General features: G+C 70.9%; 21 protein-coding genes. 11 read left to right on the forward strand and 10 right to left on the reverse strand.

What is annotated here, in order from left to right; genetic code table 11:
* Positions 1-20: 20 nt before the first annotated feature.
* Genes AC1MLT_RS08155 through AC1MLT_RS08165 form a run of 3 tightly spaced genes read left to right on the forward strand, consistent with a single transcriptional unit; the run spans position 21 to position 4224 of the window.
* Entirely contained in the window at positions 21-2756 is a 2736-nt protein-coding gene (locus AC1MLT_RS08155; protein WP_481034858.1) for a circularly permuted type 2 ATP-grasp protein, read from the forward strand.
* A 4-nt stretch (positions 2757-2760) separates the two neighbouring features.
* A complete protein-coding gene (locus AC1MLT_RS08160) occupies positions 2761-3732 on the forward strand; it encodes a transglutaminase family protein (RefSeq protein ID WP_481034859.1) in 972 nt (323 codons plus the stop codon).
* A 33-nt stretch (positions 3733-3765) separates the two neighbouring features.
* Positions 3766-4224: a RidA family protein gene (locus tag AC1MLT_RS08165; RefSeq protein WP_481034860.1), complete on the forward strand. Its 459-nt coding sequence runs from the start codon at positions 3766-3768 to the stop codon at positions 4222-4224.
* 82 nt (positions 4225-4306) lie between these two features.
* On the opposite strand, the gene AC1MLT_RS08170 is transcribed toward AC1MLT_RS08165, so the two are convergent.
* Together AC1MLT_RS08170 and AC1MLT_RS08175 are read right to left on the reverse strand one after the other, a co-directional pair.
* A complete protein-coding gene (locus tag AC1MLT_RS08170; RefSeq protein ID WP_481034861.1) occupies positions 4307-5299 on the reverse strand; it encodes a 2-hydroxyacid dehydrogenase in 993 nt (330 codons plus the stop codon).
* A complete protein-coding gene (locus tag AC1MLT_RS08175; protein WP_481034862.1) occupies positions 5296-6267 on the reverse strand; it encodes a sugar kinase in 972 nt (323 codons plus the stop codon). Before AC1MLT_RS08175 ends, AC1MLT_RS08170 begins: the two co-directional genes overlap by 4 nt.
* Before the next feature lie 304 nt (positions 6268-6571).
* Here AC1MLT_RS08175 and AC1MLT_RS08180 point away from each other — a divergent pair, with 304 nt between their 5' ends.
* Complete coding sequence (locus tag AC1MLT_RS08180; protein ID WP_481034864.1) at positions 6572-7708, forward strand: MBL fold metallo-hydrolase; 1137 nt, start codon at positions 6572-6574, stop codon at positions 7706-7708.
* Between the two features lie 97 nt (positions 7709-7805).
* Here the strand turns inward: AC1MLT_RS08180 and AC1MLT_RS08185 are convergent, their stop codons facing one another.
* The 5 genes from AC1MLT_RS08185 to AC1MLT_RS08205 form a co-directional block, all read right to left on the reverse strand.
* A complete protein-coding gene (locus AC1MLT_RS08185) occupies positions 7806-8807 on the reverse strand; it encodes a phosphotransferase enzyme family protein (RefSeq protein WP_481034865.1) in 1002 nt (333 codons plus the stop codon).
* Positions 8808-8892: 85 nt separating this feature from the next.
* The gene (locus AC1MLT_RS08190; protein ID WP_481034866.1) at positions 8893-9090 is read right to left on the reverse strand and encodes a hypothetical protein; all 198 of its coding nucleotides are present in this window, start codon (positions 9088-9090) and stop codon (positions 8893-8895) included.
* Positions 9091-9092: 2 nt separating this feature from the next.
* The gene (gene parC / locus AC1MLT_RS08195; RefSeq protein WP_481034868.1) at positions 9093-11486 is read right to left on the reverse strand and encodes a DNA topoisomerase IV subunit A; all 2394 of its coding nucleotides are present in this window, start codon (positions 11484-11486) and stop codon (positions 9093-9095) included.
* 11 nt (positions 11487-11497) lie between these two features.
* The gene (locus AC1MLT_RS08200) at positions 11498-12358 is read right to left on the reverse strand and encodes a lytic transglycosylase domain-containing protein (RefSeq protein ID WP_481034870.1); all 861 of its coding nucleotides are present in this window, start codon (positions 12356-12358) and stop codon (positions 11498-11500) included.
* A 55-nt stretch (positions 12359-12413) separates the two neighbouring features.
* A complete protein-coding gene (locus AC1MLT_RS08205) occupies positions 12414-14399 on the reverse strand; it encodes a DNA topoisomerase IV subunit B (protein WP_481034871.1) in 1986 nt (661 codons plus the stop codon).
* Between the two features lie 168 nt (positions 14400-14567).
* On the opposite strand from AC1MLT_RS08205, the gene AC1MLT_RS08210 reads away from it, so the two are divergent.
* The 6 genes from AC1MLT_RS08210 (at position 14568) to AC1MLT_RS08235 (ending at position 19649) form a co-directional block, all read left to right on the forward strand.
* Positions 14568-15791 (forward strand): MFS transporter, encoded by a 1224-nt coding sequence (locus AC1MLT_RS08210; RefSeq protein WP_481031751.1) that lies wholly within the window; start codon positions 14568-14570, stop codon positions 15789-15791.
* A gap of 7 nt (positions 15792-15798) precedes the next feature.
* Positions 15799-15993 (forward strand): hypothetical protein, encoded by a 195-nt coding sequence (locus AC1MLT_RS08215; protein ID WP_481031753.1) that lies wholly within the window; start codon positions 15799-15801, stop codon positions 15991-15993.
* Between the two features lie 2 nt (positions 15994-15995).
* Entirely contained in the window at positions 15996-16652 is a 657-nt protein-coding gene (locus AC1MLT_RS08220) for a class I SAM-dependent methyltransferase (protein WP_481031755.1), read from the forward strand.
* A gap of 1 nt (position 16653) precedes the next feature.
* Positions 16654-17580: a 4-hydroxy-tetrahydrodipicolinate synthase gene (dapA, locus tag AC1MLT_RS08225; protein ID WP_481031757.1), complete on the forward strand. Its 927-nt coding sequence runs from the start codon at positions 16654-16656 to the stop codon at positions 17578-17580.
* A 118-nt stretch (positions 17581-17698) separates the two neighbouring features.
* Positions 17699-18784 carry an outer membrane protein assembly factor BamC gene (bamC, locus tag AC1MLT_RS08230; RefSeq protein ID WP_481031759.1) on the forward strand — a complete coding sequence of 362 codons (1086 nt, stop codon included), beginning with the start codon at positions 17699-17701 and terminating at the stop codon, positions 18782-18784.
* A gap of 88 nt (positions 18785-18872) precedes the next feature.
* A complete protein-coding gene (locus AC1MLT_RS08235) occupies positions 18873-19649 on the forward strand; it encodes an MBL fold metallo-hydrolase (protein ID WP_481031761.1) in 777 nt (258 codons plus the stop codon).
* Between the two features lie 22 nt (positions 19650-19671).
* Here AC1MLT_RS08235 and rlmB read toward each other — a convergent pair whose 3' ends face one another.
* On the reverse strand, positions 19672-20424 hold the full coding sequence (gene rlmB, locus AC1MLT_RS08240; RefSeq protein ID WP_481031763.1) for a 23S rRNA (guanosine(2251)-2'-O)-methyltransferase RlmB: 753 nt from the start codon (positions 20422-20424) through the stop codon (positions 19672-19674).
* Positions 20425-20476: 52 nt separating this feature from the next.
* Positions 20477-21175, reverse strand: coding sequence for an ABC transporter ATP-binding protein (locus AC1MLT_RS08245; protein WP_481031765.1), 699 nt, complete (start codon positions 21173-21175; stop codon positions 20477-20479).
* On the opposite strand from AC1MLT_RS08245, the gene AC1MLT_RS08250 reads away from it, so the two are divergent.
* Positions 21174-21836 carry an arylesterase gene (locus AC1MLT_RS08250; RefSeq protein ID WP_481031767.1) on the forward strand — a complete coding sequence of 221 codons (663 nt, stop codon included), beginning with the start codon at positions 21174-21176 and terminating at the stop codon, positions 21834-21836. The two genes, AC1MLT_RS08245 and AC1MLT_RS08250, sit on opposite strands and share 2 nt — an antisense overlap.
* 116 nt (positions 21837-21952) lie before the next feature.
* Here the strand turns inward: AC1MLT_RS08250 and AC1MLT_RS08255 are convergent, their stop codons facing one another.
* Entirely contained in the window at positions 21953-22156 is a 204-nt protein-coding gene (locus tag AC1MLT_RS08255; protein ID WP_481031769.1) for a hypothetical protein, read from the reverse strand.
* Positions 22157-22169 lie beyond the last annotated feature (13 nt).

Genomic DNA, 22169 nt, shown 5'->3' on the forward strand with positions numbered 1-22169 from the left:
GCGTCGACAATCCCCGTATCTTGGAACCGCAGAACGAATCCCTCTTCGACGCGCACGCAACGGGGTCGCCCGCGGCGCTGGCGGCCGCGCTCGCGCCGCCGCCGCCCCCCGGCCACTTCGACGAACTGCGCGGCGGCGTCGCCGGGCCCGCCGCGGCACCCGACCCTGCGACGACGGGCGCCGCGCCGGCGTCCCCCCTGCTCTACGACGCCTCGCAGCCGCCGCCATCCGGCGGCGCGCCCGCGCCATCGGGCGAGGCATCGCCGGCCGCCCGCGCCACCGGCGCCGAGGTCCTCGCGCCGCCGTGGCGCCGCTTCTTCGAGAACCTGGGCGACGGCGGCTTCACCGACCTGCCGCGCCGCGCCGTCGGGCTGGAGCGCCAGATCCGCGACAACGGCGTCACCTACAACGTCTACGCCGATGCCGACGGGCCCCAACGGCCCTGGTCGCTCGACCTGTTCCCGCTGATCATCTCGCCCGAGAGCTGGACTCAGATCGAGGCCGGCGTGCTGCAGCGCGTGCGCGTGCTCGACCGCGTGATGGCCGATGTCTACGGCCCCCAGGTGCTGCTGGCCGAAGGCCTGCTGCCGCCGGCGCTGGTGCGCGGCCATCCGGGCTACCTGCGGCCGATGCACGGCGTCAAGCCGCCGGGCGACACCTGGCTGCACATCGCCGCCTTCGACCTCGCGCGCGGTCCGGACGGCAACTGGTGGGTGGTCTCGCAGCGCACGCAGGCCCCCTCCGGCCTGGGCTACCTGCTGGAGAACCGGGTCGCCATCTCGCGCCAGTTCCCGCAGGCCTTCGCCGCGCTGCAGGTGCAGCGGCTGGCCGCCACCTACACCGCGCTGATGGAGGGCCTGCAGGGCCTGTGTCCGGCCGGTGCGCCGCCGCACATCGCCCTGCTCACGCCCGGTCCCTACAACGAGACCTACTTCGAGCACGCCTACCTGGCGCGCTACCTGGGCGTGACCCTGGTCGAGGGCAGCGACCTCACCGTGCGCGACCAGCGCCTCTACCTGAAGACGCTGCAGGGACTGCGGCCGGTGCACGGTCTCATCAAGCGGCTCGACGACGAGTTCCTCGACCCGCTGGAGCTGCGCCCCGATTCCACGCTGGGCGTGCCCGGCCTGCTGCAGGCGATCCGCGCCGGCAACCTGCTGGTGGCCAACATGCCGGGCTCGGCGTTCCTCGAATCGCCGGCATTGCTGGGCTTCCTGCCGGCACTGGCGCGGCGGCTGATCGGCGAGAAGCTGCGCCTGCCGGCGCTGCCGACCTGGTGGTGCGGCGAGCGCGCGGCGCTCGAGGCGGCCCTGCCGCAGCTCGACCAGGCGGCGATCAAGCCGACCTATGCCGGCAGCCGCACGCGGCACGGCTTCGAAGCCGTGCTCGGCAGCCGCATGGGACGCCGGGAGCTCGACGAATGGGCCGGGCGCATCGTGCGCCAGGGCGACGAGCACACCGTGCAGACCTACCTGCCCCTTTCGCAGATGCCGACCTGGGCGCCCGACGCCTCGCTCGGCCGCATCGCGCCGCGCGCCGTGCTGCTGCGCGTGTTCGCCGTCAGCGATGGCGCGCAGTCCTGGCGCGTGCTGCCCGGCGGGCTGGCCCGACTGGCCGGCGCCGATGCGCAGATCGCCTCGATGCAGCGCGGCGGCAGCAGCGCCGACGTCTGGGTGCAGACGCACGGACCGGTCGATCTCAGCACCCGGCTGCAGCCGCACGCCACGCCGGCCTCGCTGGCGCGCCATCGCGCGCCGGTCACCAGCCGCGCGGCGGAGAACATGTTCTGGCTCGGGCGCTACACCGAGCGCGCCGAGAACGCCGTGCGGCTCGCGCGGCTGGCGCTCGACCTGCTCGGCGGCGAGGACCAGGCGTCGCCGCCGATCCTCGAATGGCTGCACCGGCTCGCCCTGCGCAACGGCCTGGTGCCGCGCCAGGTGCCATCGGTGACGCGCTCGCGCCGCGTGTTCGAGCGCGCCGTCATCGCCGACCTGGGCAAGACCGACACCGGCAGCGTCGGCTACACCCTGCGCTGCGTGCGCCAGGCCGCCGCCGCCGTGCGCGAGCGGCTGTCGCAGGAGCACTGGAACCAGATCGTGCGCGCCGAGACCGATTTCCTGCGCCGCTGCGCCGAACTGTCCGGCGAGCCCCGCACCCGCGAGAGCAGCTTCGCCAGCGGCGCCGCGCTGCGCACGCTGGAGTCCGCCAGCACCGCGCTGTCGGCCATGACCGGGGCCCAGACCGACCGCATGACGCGCGACGATGCCTGGCGGCTGCTGTCGATCGGCCGCCACATCGAGCGGCTGGCCTTCCTGGCGAACGCGCTGGCCGCCGGCTTCGAGGACGCGGCGGTGCACGAGGTCGACGGCTTCGAGGCCGTCGTCGCGTTGTTCGACAGCACCATCACCTTCCATGCCCGCTACCAGCAGCGCCGCGACGTCGCGACCCTGGTCGACCTGCTGGTGCTCGACGGCGACAACCCGCGTTCGCTGGCCTGGGTCACGCAGACCCTGCGCGGACGCATCGCCCGCCTGGCGGGCAGCGCGCCGGGCAAGCTCACCGCGCTGTCCTACGAGCTGCCCGATCCCGCCACCTGGACGCTCGAGACGCTGTGCGACCCCGGCCCGGACGGCCGGTACGACACCCTCGTCAAGCTGTTCCGCACCTGCGAGACGGCCGCCTATCACGTGTCCGACGCCATCGGCACGCGCTACTTCACGCTGACGTCCGAGTCGGTGCGCTCGGTGGGGGTCTAGATCCATGCTGCTCCACGTCACCCACGAGACGCGCTACGACTACACGCCGCCGGTCGAGACGGCGCAGCACCTGGCGCACCTGAAGCCCTGCGCCACGCCCTGGCAGCGGCTGCTCAGCCACACGCTCACGATCACGCCGACGCCGGCGCAGTGCCGCGAGGTGCCCGACCTGTATGGCAACACGCGCGCCTTCTTCGCCCTCGAGTCGACGCACGACGAGCTGGTGGTGACGGCCGAGAGCCTGGTCGAGACCACCGAGCCGATGCTGTCGGCGCGCATCGCCCGCGACCTGCCCTGGGAGCGGGTGCGCGAGCGCTTCCGCTATGGCAAGAACGCGCGCTTCGATGCCGCCTCGGAATTCGTCTTCCCCTCGCCCTACGTGCCGCGCCACGACGACTTCGCGGCCTATGCGCGCGCCAGCTTCACCGCCGAGCGGGCCACCTTCGATGCCGCCATGGACCTGACGCGGCGCATCTACCGGGAGTTCAAGTACGACGCCAGCAGCACCGAGATCAACACGCCCGCCGTGGAGGCGCTGGCGCAGCGCAAGGGCGTGTGCCAGGACTTCGCGCACATCATGATCGGCTGCTTCCGCACCCTGGGCCTGCCGGCGCGCTATGTCAGCGGCTACCTGCTGACGCAGCCGCCACCGGGCAAGGCGCGCCTGATCGGCGCCGACGCGTCGCACGCCTGGGTGTCGGTGTACCTGCCGGGCGAGGACCACCTGACGGGCGACTGGGTCGACTTCGACCCGACCAACGGCCGCCAGCCGGGCGAGGACTACGTGACGCTGGCGATCGGCCGCGACTACTCCGATGTCTCGCCCATGCGCGGCGTGCTGCATGGCGGCGCGCGCCACACGCTCGACGTCGGCGTGACGGTGCGGCCACTGGAGGAACTGCAGTCGCAGCCGGCGCGGTCGCAGGCGCCATCGGCGCCGCCGCCGCCACCACGCGCCGACGACGCCATCCGTTAACCTCGCCGGTTTTCCAACCGAGGGAGTCCTTCCATGAGCGTCTACGACAAGCTGTCGCAACTCGGCATCTCGCTGCCACCCGTCTCGGTCCCCGCCGCGGCCTACGTGCCCTTCGTGCAGACCGGCAATCTGGTGTTCCTCTCGGGCCACCTGGCCAAGCGCGACGGCAAGCCCTGGGTCGGCCAGCTGGGCGCCGCCATCGGCACCGACGAGGGGAAGCAGGCGGCGCGCGCCGTCGCCATCGACCTGCTGGGCACCCTGCATGCCGCGACCGGCGACCTGAACCGGATCAAGCGCATCGTCAAGGTCATGAGCCTGGTCAACTCGACATCCAGCTTCACCGAGCAGCACCTGGTCACCAACGGCGCGAGCGAACTGCTCGCCGAGGTCTTCGGCGCCGACAAGGGCGCGCATGCGCGCAGCGCGTTCGGCGTGGCGCAGATCCCGATGGGCGCTTGCGTCGAGATCGAACTCGTCGCCGAACTGGGCTGAGTCCCGGCCCTCGCGCATCGCGCATCGCGACGCCTTCCCCGTTGTCGTCGGGCGGCACCGGCATGGCGCGGCCCGCCCGCCGTCACCCCGCGCTCGTGTCGTAGACGGCGTCGGGCCGCTCGCCGGCGAGTGCGCGCAGCAGGTTGGTCACGGCCAGCGCCGCCATGCCGTGGCGTGTCTCGTGCGTGGCCGAGCCGATGTGCGGCAACGGCGTCACGCGCGGATGCGTGCGCAGGGGCGAATCCGCCGGCAATGGCTCCTTGGCGAAGACATCGAGCCCGGCCGCGCGCAGGGTGCCGTGGTCGAGCGCGGCCAGCAGCGCCGCCTCGTCGACCGTGGCGCCGCGCCCGCCGTTGATGAAGATGGCGCCGGGCTTCATGGCGGCGAACACGCCGGCATCGACCAGGCCGCGCGTGCTGGCCGACAGCGGCAGCATCGCGACCACGAAATCCGAGTTCGCGAGCACTTCGGCGAGCGGGGCGTGACGGGCCTTGCCGTGCAGCTCGGGCGCCTGCGCGGCGAGGTCGACCGGCCGCCGCGCGTGGTAGAGCACCGGCATGCCGAATCCCAGCGCCGCGCGCCGGGCGATGGCCTGGCCGATGCGGCCGAAGCCCAGCAGTCCGAGCGTCTTGCCATGGACATCGGTGCCGAAGAGGTCCTCCTCGATGTTGCGCGTCCAGCGTCCCTCGCGCACCAGCAGGGCGACCTCGACCACGCGCCGCGCGGTCGCCATCAGCAGCGCGAAGACGGTGTCGGCCACCGTCTCGTCGAGCACGCCGGGCGTGTGGCACAGCACGATGCCGCGCTCGCGCAGGGCGTCCAGCGCGTAGTTGTCGACCCCCACCGAGACGCTGGAGACCACCTCCAGCCGGGGCGCCGCGTCGATGCGGGCGCGGTCGATGGGAAAGCTCGAACCGATCAGGCCCTGCGCCTCGGCCAGCGCGGCGTGGAAGGCATCGGCCTGCGCCGCGATGCGCGGGTCGGCGACGGTGACATCGTGCGCCGCCGTCAGGCGCGCGAGCTGGTCGGCGGGCAGTTCGCGGAACACCAGCACCTTCTTGCGCGGGGCCGTCATGACCGCAACCCCGCCGCGTCGAGTTCGCAGCGCGTCGGCAGGCCCTCGGTGTCGCCGGGCACCTGCACGGCGCGGGCGCCGATCCAGCTGCCGCGCCGCACCGCGTCGACCACGTCGAGCCCCTCCAGCAGGGCGCTCACCACACCGGCCGCGAAGCCGTCGCCGGCGCCGACGGTGTCGACCACCCGCTCGACCGGAAAGCCCGGCACGCGGCCGGTGGCGCTGCCACCGGCCACGTCGCCGTCGTAGTAGGCGCCCTCGGCGCCCAGCTTGACCACGACCAGCCTGGCGCCGCGCCGGCGGTAGAAGCGCGCGACGCCTTCGGGCGAGTCCTCGCCGGTCAGTAGCCGACCCTCCTCGATGCCCGGCAGCACCCAGTCGGCGCGCGCGGCGAGGTCGTTGACGGCCGCGCGCATCGCCTCGGTCGAGGACCACAGCGTGGGCCGCAGGTTGGGATCGAAAGAGATCGTGCGGCCGGCGGCGCGCATCACGTCCATGGCGGCGACGGCGGCCCGCAGGCTGGTCTCCGACAACGCCGCGAACACGCCCGTGGCGTGCAGGTGGCGCGCCGAGCGCAGCCAGTCCGCATCGATGTCGGCTGGCGTCATCAGGCTCGCGGCCGAGCCCTTGCGGTGGTATTCGATCGGCGGATCGCTGCCGTCGTCGACGCGGCCCTTGAACAGGAAGCCGGTGCGCTGCGCGGGGTCTCGGGTCACGTGGGCGCAGTCGATGCCCTCGCGCTGCATGGCGTCGATCAGGTAGCGGCCCATCGAGTCGGTCCCCAGCCGGCTGGCCCAGCCGACCTGCAGCCCCAGGCGCGACAGACCGACGGCGACATTGGTCTCGGCACCGGCGGTGCGCTTGTGGAAGGTCTCGGCCTGCTCGATCGGTCCCGGCCGGTCGGCCACGAACATCAGCATGGCTTCACCGAAGACGGCGACGTCGAAGGCGGCGGGAACAGGATTCATGCGCTGGAGGGGAGCTGGGGAAAGAGCTGGACGGGAGCCGGGAGGGAGAGCCGGGAGGCGCCGGGCGGATCGAGGCGATGTCGAGGCGATGTCGAGGCGATGTCGAGGCGACGCCGACGGAACGTCGCGCAGTGTATGAAACCGGTTGGGGCATCGAATCGGTGATTTCCCCCGGGCAGGAAGGGCGTTCAGCCTAGGCGGCCGGGCGCGCGTCCGACCCTAGGCTGTCTCACCGGACCCGTCATCGCCGCCCACCGTGGCGCCGCGACGGTGCACCCCACCCTCCACGCCTCCAAGGAACCACTTGCCAGTCCCTCACCGCCGACCCCGCCGCTCGACCGGCACCCCGCTGCTGCGACTGACGCTCGCGGCGCTCGTCGCCGCCGTCGCGGGCTGCGCCCTGAACAGCCCCTGCAAGCCACCGGCCGTGGCGGACGGCCGCACGAGCGTCGCCCCGTTCTCCACCGACGACTGTCGCTTCCACAACCTGCCCAACCCCGAAGCCCGCGCCTCCGAGAGCGGCTGGAAGATCTGGACCCGCTTCCTGACGGTGAAGAAGGAAGCCACCCGCCCGGCCGAGCCGCTGCCGGTGCGCCCGCTCGACCGCGCCGGGCTCGAGGCCCTCGATCCGGATGCCATCCACCTGGTCCGACTGGGCCATTCGTCGGTGCTGCTGAAGCTGCGCGGCGCCTACTGGCTGATCGATCCGATGTTCGGCGAACGCGCCTCGCCGGTGTCCTTCGCCGGCCCGAAGCGCTTCCAGCCGACGCCGATCGCATTGGCCGACCTGCCGCCGATCGAGGGCGTGATCCTCTCGCACGACCACTACGACCACCTCGACGTCGGCACCATCGAGGGGCTGCGCGACCGCGTGCGGCGCTACTTCGTGCCGCTGGGCGTCGGCGCGCGGCTGCGCGACATGGGCGTGCCGGCCGATCGCATCGAGGAGTTCGACTGGTGGCAGCAGGGCCGCCTGGGCGACGTGCGGCTGACGGCGACGCCGGCGCAGCATTTCTCCGGCCGCGGCCTGACCGACCGCGACCGCACGCTGTGGGCCTCGTGGGTGATCCAGAGCGGCGACCAGCGCCTGTTCTACAGCGGCGACTCGGGCTACTTCCCGGGCTTCGCGCAGATCGGCGAGCGCTTCGGCGGCTTCGACATCGCGCTGATCGAGAACGGGGCCTACGACGGCTACTGGCCCTCGGTGCACATGCAGCCCGAGGAGAGCGTGCGCGCCTTCCGCGACGTCCGCGCCCGGGTCCTGTACGTCATGCACAACAGCGCCTTCGACCTCGCCCTGCACACCTGGCACGACCCGCTCGAGCGCATCGCCGACATCGCCGAGCGCGAGCGCATCGAGCTGGCGACGCCGCAGCTCGGCGAGGTGCTGACCCTGGGCGCGCCGCGCCGCAACGTGCGCTGGTGGCAGGGGTTGCGCTAGGCGGCATCAGGCCGTTGCCGCAATTCACCGACTGGCTCGAGGCCTCAAGGAGGCTCCTGTCGGCCTGATCGATCGACACAGCGTCGGTCGAGTGCCTTCAGTCCGGCATTTCCAGGGCTTCCCATTTGCGCAGCATCGCCGCCTGCCGGCGCAGGTAGTCGGTCGGCATGACCTGCGAACCCCATACCGGTGTCCGGCCCGCGTACTCGCCCAGGAGCCAGAACTGCCTCACGGCCATGAAACGGGGGATGGCGGCCAGGTCTTTGTCAGTGATCCGGTGTGCTTCGCGATAGGCGGCGATGAAGCATCGCCATTGTGTTTTGGCCTTGTCGCTCCAGACGCCATCGAGCGTGCGCGGGTGCAGCTTCCATGGGTACACGGCCAATTCATAAGCCAGATAGCCGGGGCCAGATTCATCGAAGTCGAAAAAGACCGCACGTCTGCGGCCCTGCGGGGTGTTGACGACGAAATTGTTTTCGCCATGGGCATCGCCATGACACATGACCTCGCTGGGCGCCTCTATGGCCAGGATATCGTCGTGCAGACGCCGACCCAGTGTCTCGAATTGCGGACGCAACTCTGATGTCATGGTGGCCGCACGCAGCAGACCCTCCAAGGGACGCATCAACAGATCGTCGAGATCCAGGCGATAGGCGCTTGCGGGACCCGCATAGTTCTCGGCGGCCGTGTGCAGGCTCGCCAACCCGCTCGCGAACGCGGCGATGTCGTCCGATGATTCCCCCGTGACTTCGCCTTCGAGGTATTCGAACAACATCAGCGCTCGGGCCCCTTCAGGCAGAGTCAGATGAATCGCGATGTCGCCATTCGCGGCAGGCAGGCACCGAGACACGGGACATCCGTGCGCGGACCAGTGGTCCAGCATGGCGGCCTCGAACACGACATTGGGTTCACCGCGCGGACGTTCGGCGCAGAGCCGCGCCACGACACGGCGACCATCGGCAAAACGCAATCGGTAGACCTGGTTGAAGCCACGCCGCAGGAATTCGCTCTCGACCACCTTGCCCATGCCATAGAGCCTCTCCACGACCAAGGCAATGCTGGCAGCCGTCGGTGTGGATTGCGCGATCTGGATCTGCATTCGCCGCCCTTTCGAAAAGGGGCGTGATCATGCCAGCCGACCGTCACCATGGAGCGATGGGTACAGGCAAGCACCTGGAATCACCCTATTTGCGCTGGGTGCGCTCCTTGGCGCGCCGCACCTGGCGGCTCTGGGTCGCCTCTTCGGCGATGCGTTCGCGCGCGGCGCGCTTCTCCAGCCGCCTGCGGCGCAGGTGGCGCCCGAGCACGAAGCTGCCGACGCCGGTGAGGGAGGCCAACACCAGGCCGAGGGTGCTGAGGTCGAGGTTCGCCAGCAGATTCATGGTCAGAGCACCCGCACGACGTGGGTCGGCTTGAAGCCCAGGTCGGCCGCCTTGCCCTTGCGTCCGCGCGGGCCGCGCGCGTTGTTGAGGGTGCGGATCTCCAGCGTCTCGTCGCGTTCCTTGCCGCCGCGGCCGATGCCCTCGATGCGCACGCTGCGCGTGTAGGGCGTGGCGCCGGCGAGCGTGTCCTTGGGTTCGAGGTCGATCAGCATCAGGCCACGGCCGCCCTTGGGCATGGCCTTGAGCTCGGCCATCTCGAAGGTCAGGATGCGACCGCCGGCGGAGGCGCAGACCACGTGCGTCGCCATCGGCATCGGCTCGGCGCCGCTGGCGCCACCCGCCAGCGCCGGCCGGCACAGCTGCTCGCCCTCGCCCACCGCGACGAAGGTCTTGCCGGCGCGATGGCGCGACATCATGTGCTCGACCTGCGCCGTGAAGCCATAGCCACCGGTGGTGGCCAGCAGCAGCAGCGCGCCGGCCGGCGCGGCGAAGCAGTGCGCCACGTGGGTGCCGCTGTCGAGCTCGATCAGGGTCGTGACCGGCTGGCCGTCGCCGCGCCCGCCGGGCAGCGACGCCACGGGCACCGTGTAGACCCGCACGCCCTTGTCCTTGGCGGTGCCGAAGACCAGCAGCGTGTCGACGGTGCGGCATTCGAAGGCGCCATAGAGCGCATCGCCGGACTTGAAGCTGTACTCGAGCGGCGCCGCGCCCGGCTGCGCCGCGCGCTCGCTGGCCCAGCCCTTCTGCGTGCGCACCCAGCCCTTCTGCGACACGATCACCGTCACCGGCTCGTCCAGCACCCGGACCTCGGCCACGGCGCGCTTCTCGGCCTGGATCAGGGTGCGGCGCGGGTCCTCGAAGGTCCTGGCGTCGGCCTCGATCTCCTTGATCATCAGGCGGCGCAGGGCCGCCGGGCTGCCCAGGATCTCGTCGAGCCGGCGCTGCTCGTCGCGCAGGGCCTTGAGCTCCTGCTCGATCTTGATCGCCTCCAGCCGCGCCAGCTGGCGCAGGCGGATCTCCAGGATGTCCTCGGCCTGGCGCTCGCTCAGGTGGAAGCGCGCGATCAGCGCCGCCTTGGGATCGTCCGCCGAGCGGATGATGGCGATCACCTCGTCGATGTTGAGCAGCACCAGCTGCCGCCCCTCGAGGATGTGGATGCGGTCGAGCACCTTGGCCAGGCGATGGCGCGAGCGCCGCTCGATGGTCTTGGCGCGGAACTCGATCCACTCCTCCAGCATGCGGCGCAGCGACTTCTGGGTCGGCTTGCCATCGCCGCCGACCATCGTCAGGTTGATCGACGAGGAGGTCTCCAGCGAGGTCTGCGCCAGCAAGGTGGTGATGAACTCGTCCTGGCCGATGCGCGAGGTCTTGGGCTCGAAGACCAGGCGCACCGCCGCGTCCTTGCTGGACTCGTCGCGCACCACGTCGAGCTGCGCCAGCACCAGCGCCTTGAGCTGCACCTGCTCGGCGCTCAGCGCCTTCTTGCCGGCGCGGATCTTGGGGTTGGTGAGCTCCTCGATCTCCTCGAGCACCTTCTGCGTGCTCACGCCCGGCGGCAGCTCGTTGACCACCAGCTGCCACTGGCCGCGCGCGAGCTCCTCGATCTTCCAGCGCGCGCGCACCTTGAGCGAGCCGCGGCCGGTGCGATAGGCATCGGCGATGTCGCCGGCGCTGCTGATGATCTGGGCGCCGCCGGGGTAGTCGGGGCCGGGGACGATCTGCAGCAGCTCCTCCTCGGTGAGCTTGCCGTGGGTCTTGATGAGCGCGACGCAGGCATCGGCGATCTCGCGCAGGTTGTGGCTGGGGATCTCGGTGGCCAGACCGACGGCGATGCCGCTGGCGCCGTTGAGCAGCACGAAGGGCAGCCGTCCGGGCAGCAACGCCGGCTCCTCGGTCGAGCCGTCGTAGTTGGGCACGAAGTCGACCGTGCCCTCGTCGATCTCGTCGAGCAGCAAGCTGGTGATGCGCGCCAGCCGGGCCTCGGTGTAGCGCATGGCGGCGGCGCCGTCGCCGTCGCGGCTGCCGAAGTTGCCCTGGCCGTCGATCAGCGGATAGCGCTGCGAGAAGTCCTGCGCCATGCGAACCAGCGCGTCGTAGGCCGCCTGGTCGCTGTGCGGATGGAAGCGGCCGAGCACGTCGCCGACCACGCGCGCGCTCTTGACCGGCTTGGCGCCGACGGTGCCGTTGGCGCCGCCGAAGCCCAGCCCCATGCGCGACATCGAGTAGAGGATGCGGCGCTGCACCGGCTTCTGGCCGTCGCTGACGTCGGGCAGCGCGCGGCCCTTGACGACGGACAGCGCGTATTCGAGGTAGGCGGTCTGGGCATAGTCGGCCAGGGTGAGCGCGTTGGGGTCGTCCGCGGGGGCCGGGAGGTCGAGCGTGGGTTGGTCGTCCATGGGTCTTGGGGTCAATCAGTCGATCTGTCGGGGATTCGGTCGGGAGCGCTCGCGGCGGCGCCGGCGAGCTCCATGCGCACGCGCTGGGGCGCCCGGCCGCCACGGCCGGCGGCCGCGGCCGGGCCGGTCAGGGCGCTCGAGGCCGCCGAGGTGGCGCCGGGCTTCAGGTAGGCATAGAGCTGCAGCACGGTCTGCACGTAGTTCTGCGTCTCGCGGTAGTCGGGGATGCGGTTGCCGGCGCGCTGGACGGCGCCCTCGCCGGCGTTGTAGGCCGCCAGGGCCAGCTCGATGCGGCCCTGGAAGCGCGCGATCAGGTCGCGCAGGTAGCGCGAGCCGGCGGCGATGTTCACGCGCGGGTCGAACAGCTTCTGCTCCAGCGTCGCGCGGGCATCGGCGCGCACGCCGTAGCGCTCGGCCGTGCCGGGCATCAGCTGCATCAGGCCGCGCGCGCCCTTGGGCGAGACGGCCTGGGCGTCGAAGCCGGATTCGGTCGCCACCAGGGCCTGCAGCAGCTCGTAGTCGATGGCGTGCGCGCGCGCGGCCAGCTGCAGCGCCGCCTTGGCGGCGCGATGGTCCGGCGAGGCCTCGAAGATCGCGAGCAGCGTCTGCGCGGCCGGCGACACGGCGCCGCCGCCGGCCCGGGCGCCAGCGCGCGGCGTGCCGCCGGCCAGCGGGCCCAGGCCCTGCGCGGTGTCGAAGCTCTGCCCGCCCCGGAACAGCAGCCGGTAGCGGGCGTCCTGCTTCTCGGCGGCGAAGTGCGCCGTGCCCTGGGCGTCGACATAGCCGTAGATGTCGGCCGCGAGCGCGGCGTGCTGCGCCAGCGACAGCGCGGCGGCGAGGATCAGGGAACGCAACGGGGTGGGAATCTTCACGGGGAATGTGGGATGCAGGAACCGGGCCGATGGATGCCCGGCGACGGGGTCGCGGTCAGACGTCGATCTCGACGTCGTCGGCGCGCAGCTCCATCAGTTCACGCCGCGCGGCGGCTTCGCCCTTGCCCATCAGCTTGGTGATCTCGCCCTGCGTGTCGGTGAAGCCGAAACGTCCCAGGCGCACCTGCAGCAGGCGGCGGGTGTCCGGATTGAGCGTGGTTTCCCACAATTGTTCCGCGCTCATCTCGCCCAGGCCCTTGAAGCGGCTGATGCTCCAGGCGCCCTCGCGCACGCCGTCCTTGCGCAGCTTGTCGAGGATGGCGACGAGTTCGCCCTCGTCGAGCGCATAGGCCTTGGACGCGGGCTTCTTGCCGCGCGCCGGCGCGTCGACCCGGAACAGCGGCGGCTTGGCCACGTACACGTGGCCGGCCTCGATCAGCTTGGGGAAATGGCGGAAGAACAATGTCAGCAGCAGCACCTGGATGTGCGAGCCGTCGACATCGGCGTCGGAGAGGATGCAGACCTTGCCATAGCGCAGGCCGCTCATGTCGGGGGTGTCGGCGGGGCCGTGCGGATCGATGCCGATGGCCACCGAGATGTCGTGGATCTCGGTGTTGGCGAACAGCCGGTCGCGCTCGACTTCCCAGGTGTTGAGCACCTTGCCGCGCAGGGGCAGCACGGCCTGCGACTCCTTGTCGCGACCCATCTTGGCGCTGCCACCGGCGGAATCGCCCTCGACCAGGAAGACCTCGTTGTGGCCGATGTCCTTGCTCTCGCAGTCGGTCAGCTTGCCCGGCAGCACGGCGACGCCGGAGCCCTTGCGCTTCTCGACCTTCTGGCCGGCTCGCTGGCGCGTCTGCGCCGCCTTGATGGCGAGTTCGGCCAGCTTCCTGCCGTAGTCGACGTGCTGGTTGAGCCACAGCTCGAGCGCCGGGCGCACGAAGCTCGACACCAGCCGCACGGCATCGCGCGAGTTCAGGCGCTCCTTGATCTGGCCCTGGAACTGCGGGTCGAGCACCTTGGCGCTCAGCACGTAGGAGGCGCGCGCGAACACGTCCTCGGGCAGCAGCTTGACGCCCTTGGGCAGCAGCGAATGGAACTCGATGAAGCTCTTGACGGCGGTGAACAGGCCGTCGCGCAGGCCGCTGTCGTGGGTGCCGCCGGCGCTGGTCGGGATCAGGTTGACATAGCTCTCGCGCACCGGCTGGCCGTCCTCGGTGAAGGCCACGCACCAGTCGGCGCCCTCGCCCTCGGCGAAGTTGTCGGCGTTGCGGTCGGCATGGCCGGCGCCCTCGAACAGCGGGATCACCGGCTCGCCATGCAGCGTCTGCATCAGGTAGTCGCGCAGGCCGCCCTTGTAGAGCCACTGCTGCTGGTCCTTGGTCTTCTCGTTGACCAGCGTCACGGTGACGCCGGGCATCAGCACCGCCTTGCTGCGCAGCAGGTGCGTGAGCTCGCCCAGCGGCAGCACGGGCGATTCGAAGTACTTGGGATCGGGCCAGGCGCGCACCGTGGTGCCGAGCTTGCGCTCGCCGGCCGCCAGCGGACGCACCGCCAGCGGCTCGACCACGTCGCCGGCCGCGAAGGCCAGCCGGGCCACCGAGCCCTCGCGGTGCGAGGTCACCTCCAGCCGCGTCGACAGGGCGTTGGTCACGCTGACGCCGACGCCGTGCAGGCCGCCGGAGAAGCTGTAGGCGCCACCCGAGCCCTTGTCGAACTTGCCGCCGGCGTGCAGCCGGGTGAACACCAGCTCCACCACCGGCGCCCGTTCCTCGGGATGCAGGCCGAAGGGGATGCCGCGACCGTCGTCCTCGACGCTGACCGAGCCATCGGCGTGCAGCACGACGCGGATCTTCTTGCCATGGCCGGCGAGCGCCTCGTCGGCGGCGTTGTCCAGCACCTCCTGGATGATGTGCAGCGGGTTGTCGGTGCGGGTGTACATGCCCGGGCGCTGCTTGACCGGTTCGAGGCCCTTGAGGACGCGGATCGAACCTTCGGAATACGCCGGGGGCGTGGAGGAGTTCTTGGGGGAAGTCGCCATGGCGTGGGATTGTAATGAGAGCGCGTTCGCAGAACTGGATATTCGTACAGTACCACCGGTCGATTTCGGGGTCGATGCACGTCGCGCATCGAAAGTGCGCCCGAATATCATCGTCGCGCCTGTCGCCCGAAAGCTGCGGCGATGGCCTCGAATGACTACATTCGGAGGATGTCCCCCCGCTCCACCCCCCCTCACCTGTCGATGCAGCAGGTGCTGCTGTGCGGCGCCCTGATCGTCACGCTCTCCATGGGCATCCGCCACGGCTTCGGCCTGTGGCTGCAGCCGATCACGCAGGAGCAGGGCTGGACGCGCCAGACCTTCTCGTTCGCCCTCGCGATCCAGAACCTGTCCTGGGGCGTGATGGGCGTCTTCGCCGGCATGCTGGCCGACCGTCTGGGCGCCTTCCGGGTGCTGCTGATCGGCGCCGCGCTCTATGCCGCGGGCCTGGCGGGCATGGCGCTGTCGTCGACGCCGCTGACGTTCGCGCTGACCACCGGCGTCCTGATCGGCGCCGCGCAGGCCGGCACCACCTATGCCGTGATCTATGGCGTGATCGGGCGGCAGATCCCGGCCGAGCGGCGCTCCTGGGCCATGGGCGTGGCGGCGGCGGCGGGCTCGTTCGGGCAGTTCCTGATGGTGCCGGTGGAGGGCCAGCTGATCGCGCGGCTGGGCTGGCACAACGCGCTGCTGGTGCTGGCGGCGGCCGTGCTGCTGATCGTTCCGTTCGCCTTCGGCCTGCGCGAGCCGCGCCGCGCCGCCCCCGCCGGCGGGGCGCAGCAGAGCATCCTGCAGGCGGTGGGCGAGGCCTTCCGCTATCCCAGCTTCGGCCTGCTCATGGCGGGCTATTTCGTCTGCGGCTTCCAGGTCGTCTTCATCGGCGTGCACATGCCCAGCTACCTGAAGGACAAGGGCCTGTCGCCCGAGGTCGCGAGCTACGCGCTGGCGCTGATCGGGCTGTTCAACATCTTCGGCACCTATGTCGCCGGCACGCTCGGCCAGCGGCTGGCCAAGCGCAAGATCCTGGCGGCGATCTACTTCGGGCGCGCCATCGCCATCAGCGTGTTCCTGCTGGCGCCGCTGACGCCGATGAGCGTCTACGTGTTCGCCAGCGTGATGGGCTTCCTGTGGCTGTCGACGGTGCCGGCGACCAATGCGCTGGTGGCGCAGATCTTCGGCGTGGCGCACCTGTCGATGCTCAGCGGCTTCGTGTTCCTGAGCCACCAGGTGGGCTCGTTCCTGGGCGTGTGGCTGGGCGGCTTCCTGTACGACCGCACGGGCAGCTACGACATCGTCTGGTACATCGCCATCGCCCTGGGCGTGCTCGCCGGCCTGGTCAACCTGCCGATCCGGGAGACCGCGATCGTGCGCGCGCCGGTGCCGCGTCCGGCCTGAGGTGGCGATGCGCAGGCCCGCTCCCGCTCCGTCCGCGCGCTCCGTCGGGCCGCGCGACCACCGCTTTCGGCCCCTGGCGCAGCGCCTGCGCGGCGCGCTCGCGGGGGTGCTCGGGGCGGCCGTGCTCGCGGGCGTCTTCCTGCTCTACACGCGGGCGGACTTCGTGGTGACGATGATCGACCAGGTGTGGGCCTGCTTCTGACCATGGCTCCCGACAGCATCGCGCCGGTCACATCGTCGCCCTCGCCGCCCTCGCCGCCCTCGCCGTGGGTGCTGCGCTGGAGCGGCCTGGCCGCGCCCGGCGGCACGCTGCTCGATGTCGCCTGCGGCGTCGGCCGGCACCTGCGCTGGTTCCATGCGCGCGGCCATCGCGTGACCGGCGTCGACCGCTCGGCCGAGGCGCTGGGCACCCTGGCCGCGCTGGCACGCGACGGCGCCGAACTCGTCGAGGCCGACATCGAGGCCGGGCCCTGGCCCTTCGCCGGCCGGACCTTCGACATCGTCGTCGTCACCCACTACCTCTGGCGACCGCGGCTGAGCGACATCGTGGCCGCCGTGGCCCCTGGCGGCGTGCTCGTCTACGAGACCTTCGCGGCCGGCAACGAGGCCTTCGGACGACCGACGCGCCCGGACTTCCTGCTGCGCCCGGGCGAGCTGCTCGAGGCCTGCCGTGACCTGCACGTGGTGGCCTACGAGCATGGCTTCCTGGAGGCGCCGGCGCGCGTCGTGCAGCGCATCGCGGCGATCCGCCCGCGTGCCGGCGACGCCTCCGGGCACGTCCCGCGCGAGACGCCGGCCCTGTTGCAAACCCTTTCCAGCGAAGCAGTCTCACCCCGGATGCCATCCGGGGGCGCTCGGTAGAATGCCGGCTTTTCGTCCACCCGACAGAGAGATCCCCTTGGAGCAACTGACAGGCAGCATCGTCGCGCTCGCCACGCCGATGAATGACGACGGCAGCGTCGACTATTCCGCCCTGCGAAGGCTGATCGACTGGCACATCGACGAAGGCACCGACTGCCTCGGCGTGGTCGGCACCACCGGCGAGTCGCCCACGGTCGACGTCGAGGAGCACTGCGAGATCATCCGCGTGTCCGTCGAGCAGGCCAGGGGCCGCGTTCCGATCATGGCCGGCTGCGGTGCCAACTCCACCCGCGAGGCCATCGAGCTGGCGCGCTTCGCCAAGGGCGTGGGCGCCGACTCCCAGCTGCAGGTGGTGCCCTACTACAACCGCCCGACGCAGGAAGGCCAGTACCGGCACTTCAAGGCCATCGCCGAGGCCGTGGGCGACCTGCCGATGGTCCTGTACAACGTGCCCGGCCGCACCGTGGCCGACATGGCGCACGACACCGTGCTGCGCCTGGCCGAGGTGCCCGGCATCATCGGCATCAAGGAAGCCACGGGCAACATCGAGCGCGCCCAGTGGCTGATCCGCGACCTGCCCTCGCGCTTCGCCGTCTACTCGGGCGACGATCCGACCGCGGTCGCGCTGATGCTGTGCGGTGGCAAGGGCAACATCAGCGTGACGGCCAACGTGGCGCCGCGCCGCATGCACGAGCTGTGCGTGGCGGCGCTCGCCGGCGATGTCGCCACCGCGATGCGCATCCAGTTCGAGCTGATGCCGCTGCACCGCCACCTGTTCGTCGAACCCAATCCCGTTCCCGTCAAGTGGGCCATGGCACGCCTGGGCCTGTGCGGCCCCGCGCTGCGCCTGCCCTTGGTCGAGCTCGGCGAGAGCCATCGTCCGACCGTCGAAGCGGCACTGCGCGCCTGCGGCCTGCTGCGCGATTGACGTTCCTTCGCTGCCGATCGTGCGCGGCCAGGCAAAACTTTCGCCCGCGCATCGACTCCCATCGCAGGACCGTCCCGGGCACCGCCCGACCGAACCCGTTTCCTCAAGGAATACAACGTTGAACCACTCTTCGCGCTTTGCGCTGCTCGCCCTCGTGGCCAGCCTCTCCGCCTGTTCCGTGATGGAAGGCGACAAGATCGATTACAAGAGCGCCGGCAAGGCCCCCACGCTCGAAGTCCCGCCCGACCTGACCCAGCTGTCGCGCGACAACCGCTATGCCGTGCCCGGCGGCGCCGTGACGGCCAGCGGCTTCCGCACCAGCACGGCCAGCGCCCCGGGCCAGCCGGCGGCGGTGTCCTCGGTGGGCGACGTGCGCATCGAGCGCGCGGGCAACCAGCGCTGGCTGGTGGTGGGCCGCTCCCCCGACCAGCTCTGGGAGCCGGTGCGCGACTTCTGGCAGGAGAGCGGCTTCCTGCTGACCACCGACCAGCGCAATCTCGGCATCATGGAGACCGACTGGGCCGAGAACCGCGCCAAGCTGCCGCAGGACATCATCCGCGGCGCGCTGGGCAAGCTGGTCGATTCGGTCTACTCCACCGGAGAACTCGATCGCTTCCGCACCCGCTTCGAGCGCACCCCCAACGGCACCGAGATCTACATCAGCCATCGCGGCATGGTGGAGGTCTACACCTCGGTCCAGAAGGACAACACCGTCTGGCAGCCGCGCGCCAGCGACCCCGAACTCGAATCCGAATTCCTGCGCCGCCTGATGGTCAAGCTCGGCGTCTCGCAGGAGCAGTCGAAGGCGCTGATCGCCACCGCCTCGCCGGTGCAGACGCCCCGCGCCGCGACCGTCGACGGCCGCCCGGTGGTGCAGATCGCCGAGCCCTTCGACCGCGCCTGGCGCCGCGTCGGCCTGGCGCTCGACCGCACCGGCTTCACCGTGGAGGACCGCGACCGCAGCGCCGGCACCTACTTCGTGCGCTACGTGACGCCCACCACCGACCGCAAGGAGCCCAGCATCCTGAGCAAGATCCTCAGCTTCGGCCGCTCCAAGCCCAACGAGTCGCCGCTGAAGTTCCGCATCCTGATCAAGAGCCAGGGCGACAGCAGCACGGTCTCGGTGCTGAACGAGGCCGGCGTGCCCGACACCTCGGCCGATGCGCAGCGCATCGTCCAGGTCATCGCCGACGACCTGAAGTAAGAACGGGAGACGAGGCCGCCATGCGGTTCCACGGGATCGGGCCACGACGCGCGCCGGCGGGCATCCGACGCGGTCGGAGCAGCGCCTGATGCTGCGTTTTCGCAGCCTCGGCAGCGGCAGCACGGGCAACGCGACGCTGGTCGAGGCCACCAGCGACGGCAGGCGCTCGCTGCTGCTGATCGATTGCGGCTTCGGCATCCGGCAGCTCGACAAGCGCCTGGCCGGCGCCGGCGTCGCCGCCAGCGACATCGACGCCATCTTCATCACCCACGAGCACGGCGACCACATCGGCTGCGTGCAGACCCTCTCCCGACGCGAACGCATCCCGGTGTGGATGAGCGAGGGCACCTGGCTCGCCACGGGCGGCCACGACTACGAGGGTCGGCTGAACCTGGCGCACGACGGCGCGCACATCCGGGTCGGCGACCTCGACGTGCTGCCCTTCACGGTCCCGCACGACGCGCGCGAGCCTCTGCAGCTGCGCTGCACCGATGGCGCCCGCACGCTGGGCGTGCTCACCGACCTCGGCCACGCGACGCCGCACGTGATGGCGCAGCTGGTCAAGCTCGACGCCCTGCTGCTCGAATGCAACCACGATGTCGACCTGCTGGCGGCATCGGCCTATCCACCGTTCCTGAAGCTGCGGGTGGGCGGCAACTATGGCCATCTGTCGAATGCCGCGGCGGCCGACATCGCACGCGCCGTGCATCACCCGGGCCTGCGCCACGTGGTCGGCGCGCACCTGAGCGAGCAGAACAATCGGCCCGACCTGGTGCGCCTGGCGCTGGCCGAGGCCCTGGGCGCCAGCGAGGGCGACATGGTCGCCGCCACCGCCACGGGCGGCTCGCCCTGGCTGGACGTCTAGGTCCGCGCGCCCGGACCGGCGGCTAGGCGGCGCCCCGCTGACGCATGGCCTCGTAGAGGCACACGCCGCTGGCCACCGACACGTTGAGGCTCTCCACCGCGCCCCGCATCGGGATGCCGACCAGCTCGTCGCAGCTCTTGCGGGTCAGCTGGCGCATGCCCGCGCCCTCGGCGCCCAGCACCAGGGCCAGCGGGCGGTTCAGGTCGCTCTGGTAGAGCGTGCCGGGCGCGTCGTCGCTGGTGCCGACGCACCAGATGTCGCGCTCCTTGAGTTCGCCGAGCGTGCGCGCCAGGTTGGTCACCATGAAGTACGGCACCGTCTCGGCGGCACCGCTGGCCACCTTGGCGACCGTGGCGTTGATGCCGGCGGCATGGTCCTTGGGCGCGATCACGGCATGCGCGCCGGCGCCATCGGCCACGCGCAGGCAGGCACCCAGGTTGTGCGGGTCGGTCACGCCGTCGAGCACCAGCAGCAGCGGCACCGTGCGCGCCGCCTCCAGGCCTTCGAGCAGTTCGTCGAGCGAATGGGTCTGGAGGATGGGTTCGACGCGCGCGGCGACGCCCTGGTGGCCGTGGCTGCCGCTCAGCTTGGACAGGCGCAGGCCATCGGCCTCGACCAGGCGCACACCGGCTTCCTGGGCGCGCGCGATGAACTGTTTCATGCGCGCATCGCGGCGGCTGGCATCGAAGAGCACCTCCAGCACCGAGGCGGGCGCGGTCTTGAGGCGCACGCCCACGGCGTGGAAGCCGAAAATCACTTTGGGGGGAGAGGACATCCGCTGGATTATCCCCGCCGGATCGGGCGATCCTCCGGACGCGCGGCCAGTCTCAGGCGCTGCGATCGTCCGCCGCGACGCGGCCGGCGTCGATGGTGATGCGCCGGTCGCAGCGCTGTGCGATGGCGCGGTCGTGCGTGACCAGCACCAGCGTCGTGCCGAGCTCGCGGTTGAGATCGAACATCAGCTCCATGACCTGCTCGCCGGTGGCGAAGTCGAGGCTGCCCGTGGGCTCGTCGGCCAGCAGCAGCTGCGGCTGCACGACGAACGCGCGGGCCAGCGCCACGCGCTGCTGCTCGCCACCGGAGAGCACCTTCGGATAGTGGCCCAGGCGCTGGCCGAGGCCGACGCGGCCGAGCATCTCGGTGGCGGTCCGGCGGGCATCGCGACGGTCGGCGAGCTCGAGCGGCAGCATCACGTTCTCCAGCGCGCTCAGGTTGCCCAGCAGCTGGAAGCTCTGGAACACGAAGCCGACCTTCTGCGCCCGCAACGCGGCGCGCTCGTCCTCGTCGATGGCGAACAGGTCCTGGCCACCCAGATGCACGGTGCCGCGCGTGGGCGTGTCGAGTCCGGCGATGATCGACAGCAACGTGCTCTTGCCCGAGCCCGAGGCACCGACGATGGCGGCGGTCTCGCGCGCGCCGAGCGAGAAGTCGACATCGCGCAGGATGTCCAGCGTGCCGGTGGAATCGGTGACGGACTTGAAAACGTGCGCTACGGCAACAATTGCATCGGCTGGGGCTGGCAACATGGAAAGGTGGGATGTGGTGAATCGACGCGACTTTATCTTGGCCGGTGCGCTGACCGGCGCAGCGGGGTCTTGGGCCGGCGCACAGACGCGCGGCGCGACACGCCGGCCGGCGGTGATCCTGGTGGTCGGCGACTCGCTCTCGGCCGAGTACGGCCTGCAGCGCGGCCAGGGCTGGGTCGCGCTGCTGACGCAGCGCCTGGCGCAGCAGAAGGTCGATGCGCGCGTGGTCAACGCCAGCATCAGCGGCGACACCAGCTCCGGCGGCCGCACGCGCCTGCCGGCCCTGCTGCGGCAACACCAGCCCACGCACGTGGTGCTGGAGCTCGGCGCCAACGACGCCCTGCGCGGCCTGCCGATCGCCAACACCGCCGACAACCTGACCCAGATGGCCAAGGCCTCGCAGACCGCCGGCGCGCAGGTGCTGATCGTCGGCATCCAGGTGCCGCCCAACTATGGCGGCGACTACCTGCGGCGTTTCGAGGCCATGTTCCTCGACGTGTCCCGGTCGACGAAATCGGCGGTGGTGCCCTTCCTGCTGCGGGGCGTGGCCGATGGCCCGGACGCGGCCGACATGTTCCAGGCCGACCGCATCCATCCCGTGGCGGCGGCGCAGCCGCGCATGCTCGACAACGTCTGGCCGGAGTTGCGCAAGCTCCTCTGAGTCCTGCGAGTTCGCCGGGGCATCCGGTGCGCGCATGCGAAGAAGCCGCCATCTGCGACTCGCAGCTGGCGGCTTCGACGGGAATGGAACGGGACCGTGGGGACCGGGCGGGCGGATCAGCCGTTCTTGGTCGGGAGTTCGGGCACGGTGGGCGGATCGCGCTCCAGGGCCGCGACATCGGTTTCCGGATCGCCGGGAGCCAGGCCTTCGCTGCTGGGGCTGAGCTTGCGCTGGGCCTTGTCGCGAAGCTTCTCTTCCTTCTTCTTCTTCTTGGCCAGTTCTTTCTGGCGCTTCTCGTAGCCGTAGTTGGGTGTTGCCACTTCTTCTCCTTGA

The sequence above is a fragment of the Variovorax sp. PEI5 genome, assembly GCF_056679935.1.

Excerpts from the sequence above, each read along its gene's own strand:
- AC1MLT_RS08250 (WP_481031767.1), top strand. The coding sequence starts at position 21,174 with ATGGAAAGGTGGGATGTGGTGAATCGACGCGACTTTATCTTGGCCGGT.
- AC1MLT_RS08185 (WP_481034865.1), bottom strand. The coding sequence starts at position 8,807 with ATGCAGATCCAGATCGCGCAATCCACACCGACGGCTGCCAGCATTGCC.
- AC1MLT_RS08165 (WP_481034860.1), top strand. The coding sequence starts at position 3,766 with ATGAGCGTCTACGACAAGCTGTCGCAACTCGGCATCTCGCTGCCACCC.
- parC (WP_481034868.1), bottom strand. The coding sequence starts at position 11,486 with ATGGACGACCAACCCACGCTCGACCTCCCGGCCCCCGCGGACGACCCC.
- dapA (WP_481031757.1), top strand. The coding sequence starts at position 16,654 with ATGCCGGCTTTTCGTCCACCCGACAGAGAGATCCCCTTGGAGCAACTG.
- AC1MLT_RS08235 (WP_481031761.1), top strand. The coding sequence starts at position 18,873 with ATGCTGCGTTTTCGCAGCCTCGGCAGCGGCAGCACGGGCAACGCGACG.
- AC1MLT_RS08175 (WP_481034862.1), bottom strand. The coding sequence starts at position 6,267 with ATGAATCCTGTTCCCGCCGCCTTCGACGTCGCCGTCTTCGGTGAAGCC.
- AC1MLT_RS08220 (WP_481031755.1), top strand. The coding sequence starts at position 15,996 with ATGGCTCCCGACAGCATCGCGCCGGTCACATCGTCGCCCTCGCCGCCC.
- AC1MLT_RS08245 (WP_481031765.1), bottom strand. The coding sequence starts at position 21,175 with ATGTTGCCAGCCCCAGCCGATGCAATTGTTGCCGTAGCGCACGTTTTC.
- AC1MLT_RS08170 (WP_481034861.1), bottom strand. The coding sequence starts at position 5,299 with ATGACGGCCCCGCGCAAGAAGGTGCTGGTGTTCCGCGAACTGCCCGCC.
- AC1MLT_RS08160 (WP_481034859.1), top strand. The coding sequence starts at position 2,761 with ATGCTGCTCCACGTCACCCACGAGACGCGCTACGACTACACGCCGCCG.
- AC1MLT_RS08210 (WP_481031751.1), top strand. The coding sequence starts at position 14,568 with ATGTCCCCCCGCTCCACCCCCCCTCACCTGTCGATGCAGCAGGTGCTG.
- rlmB (WP_481031763.1), bottom strand. The coding sequence starts at position 20,424 with ATGTCCTCTCCCCCCAAAGTGATTTTCGGCTTCCACGCCGTGGGCGTG.
- AC1MLT_RS08205 (WP_481034871.1), bottom strand. The coding sequence starts at position 14,399 with ATGGCGACTTCCCCCAAGAACTCCTCCACGCCCCCGGCGTATTCCGAA.
- AC1MLT_RS08190 (WP_481034866.1), bottom strand. The coding sequence starts at position 9,090 with ATGAATCTGCTGGCGAACCTCGACCTCAGCACCCTCGGCCTGGTGTTG.
- AC1MLT_RS08215 (WP_481031753.1), top strand. The coding sequence starts at position 15,799 with ATGCGCAGGCCCGCTCCCGCTCCGTCCGCGCGCTCCGTCGGGCCGCGC.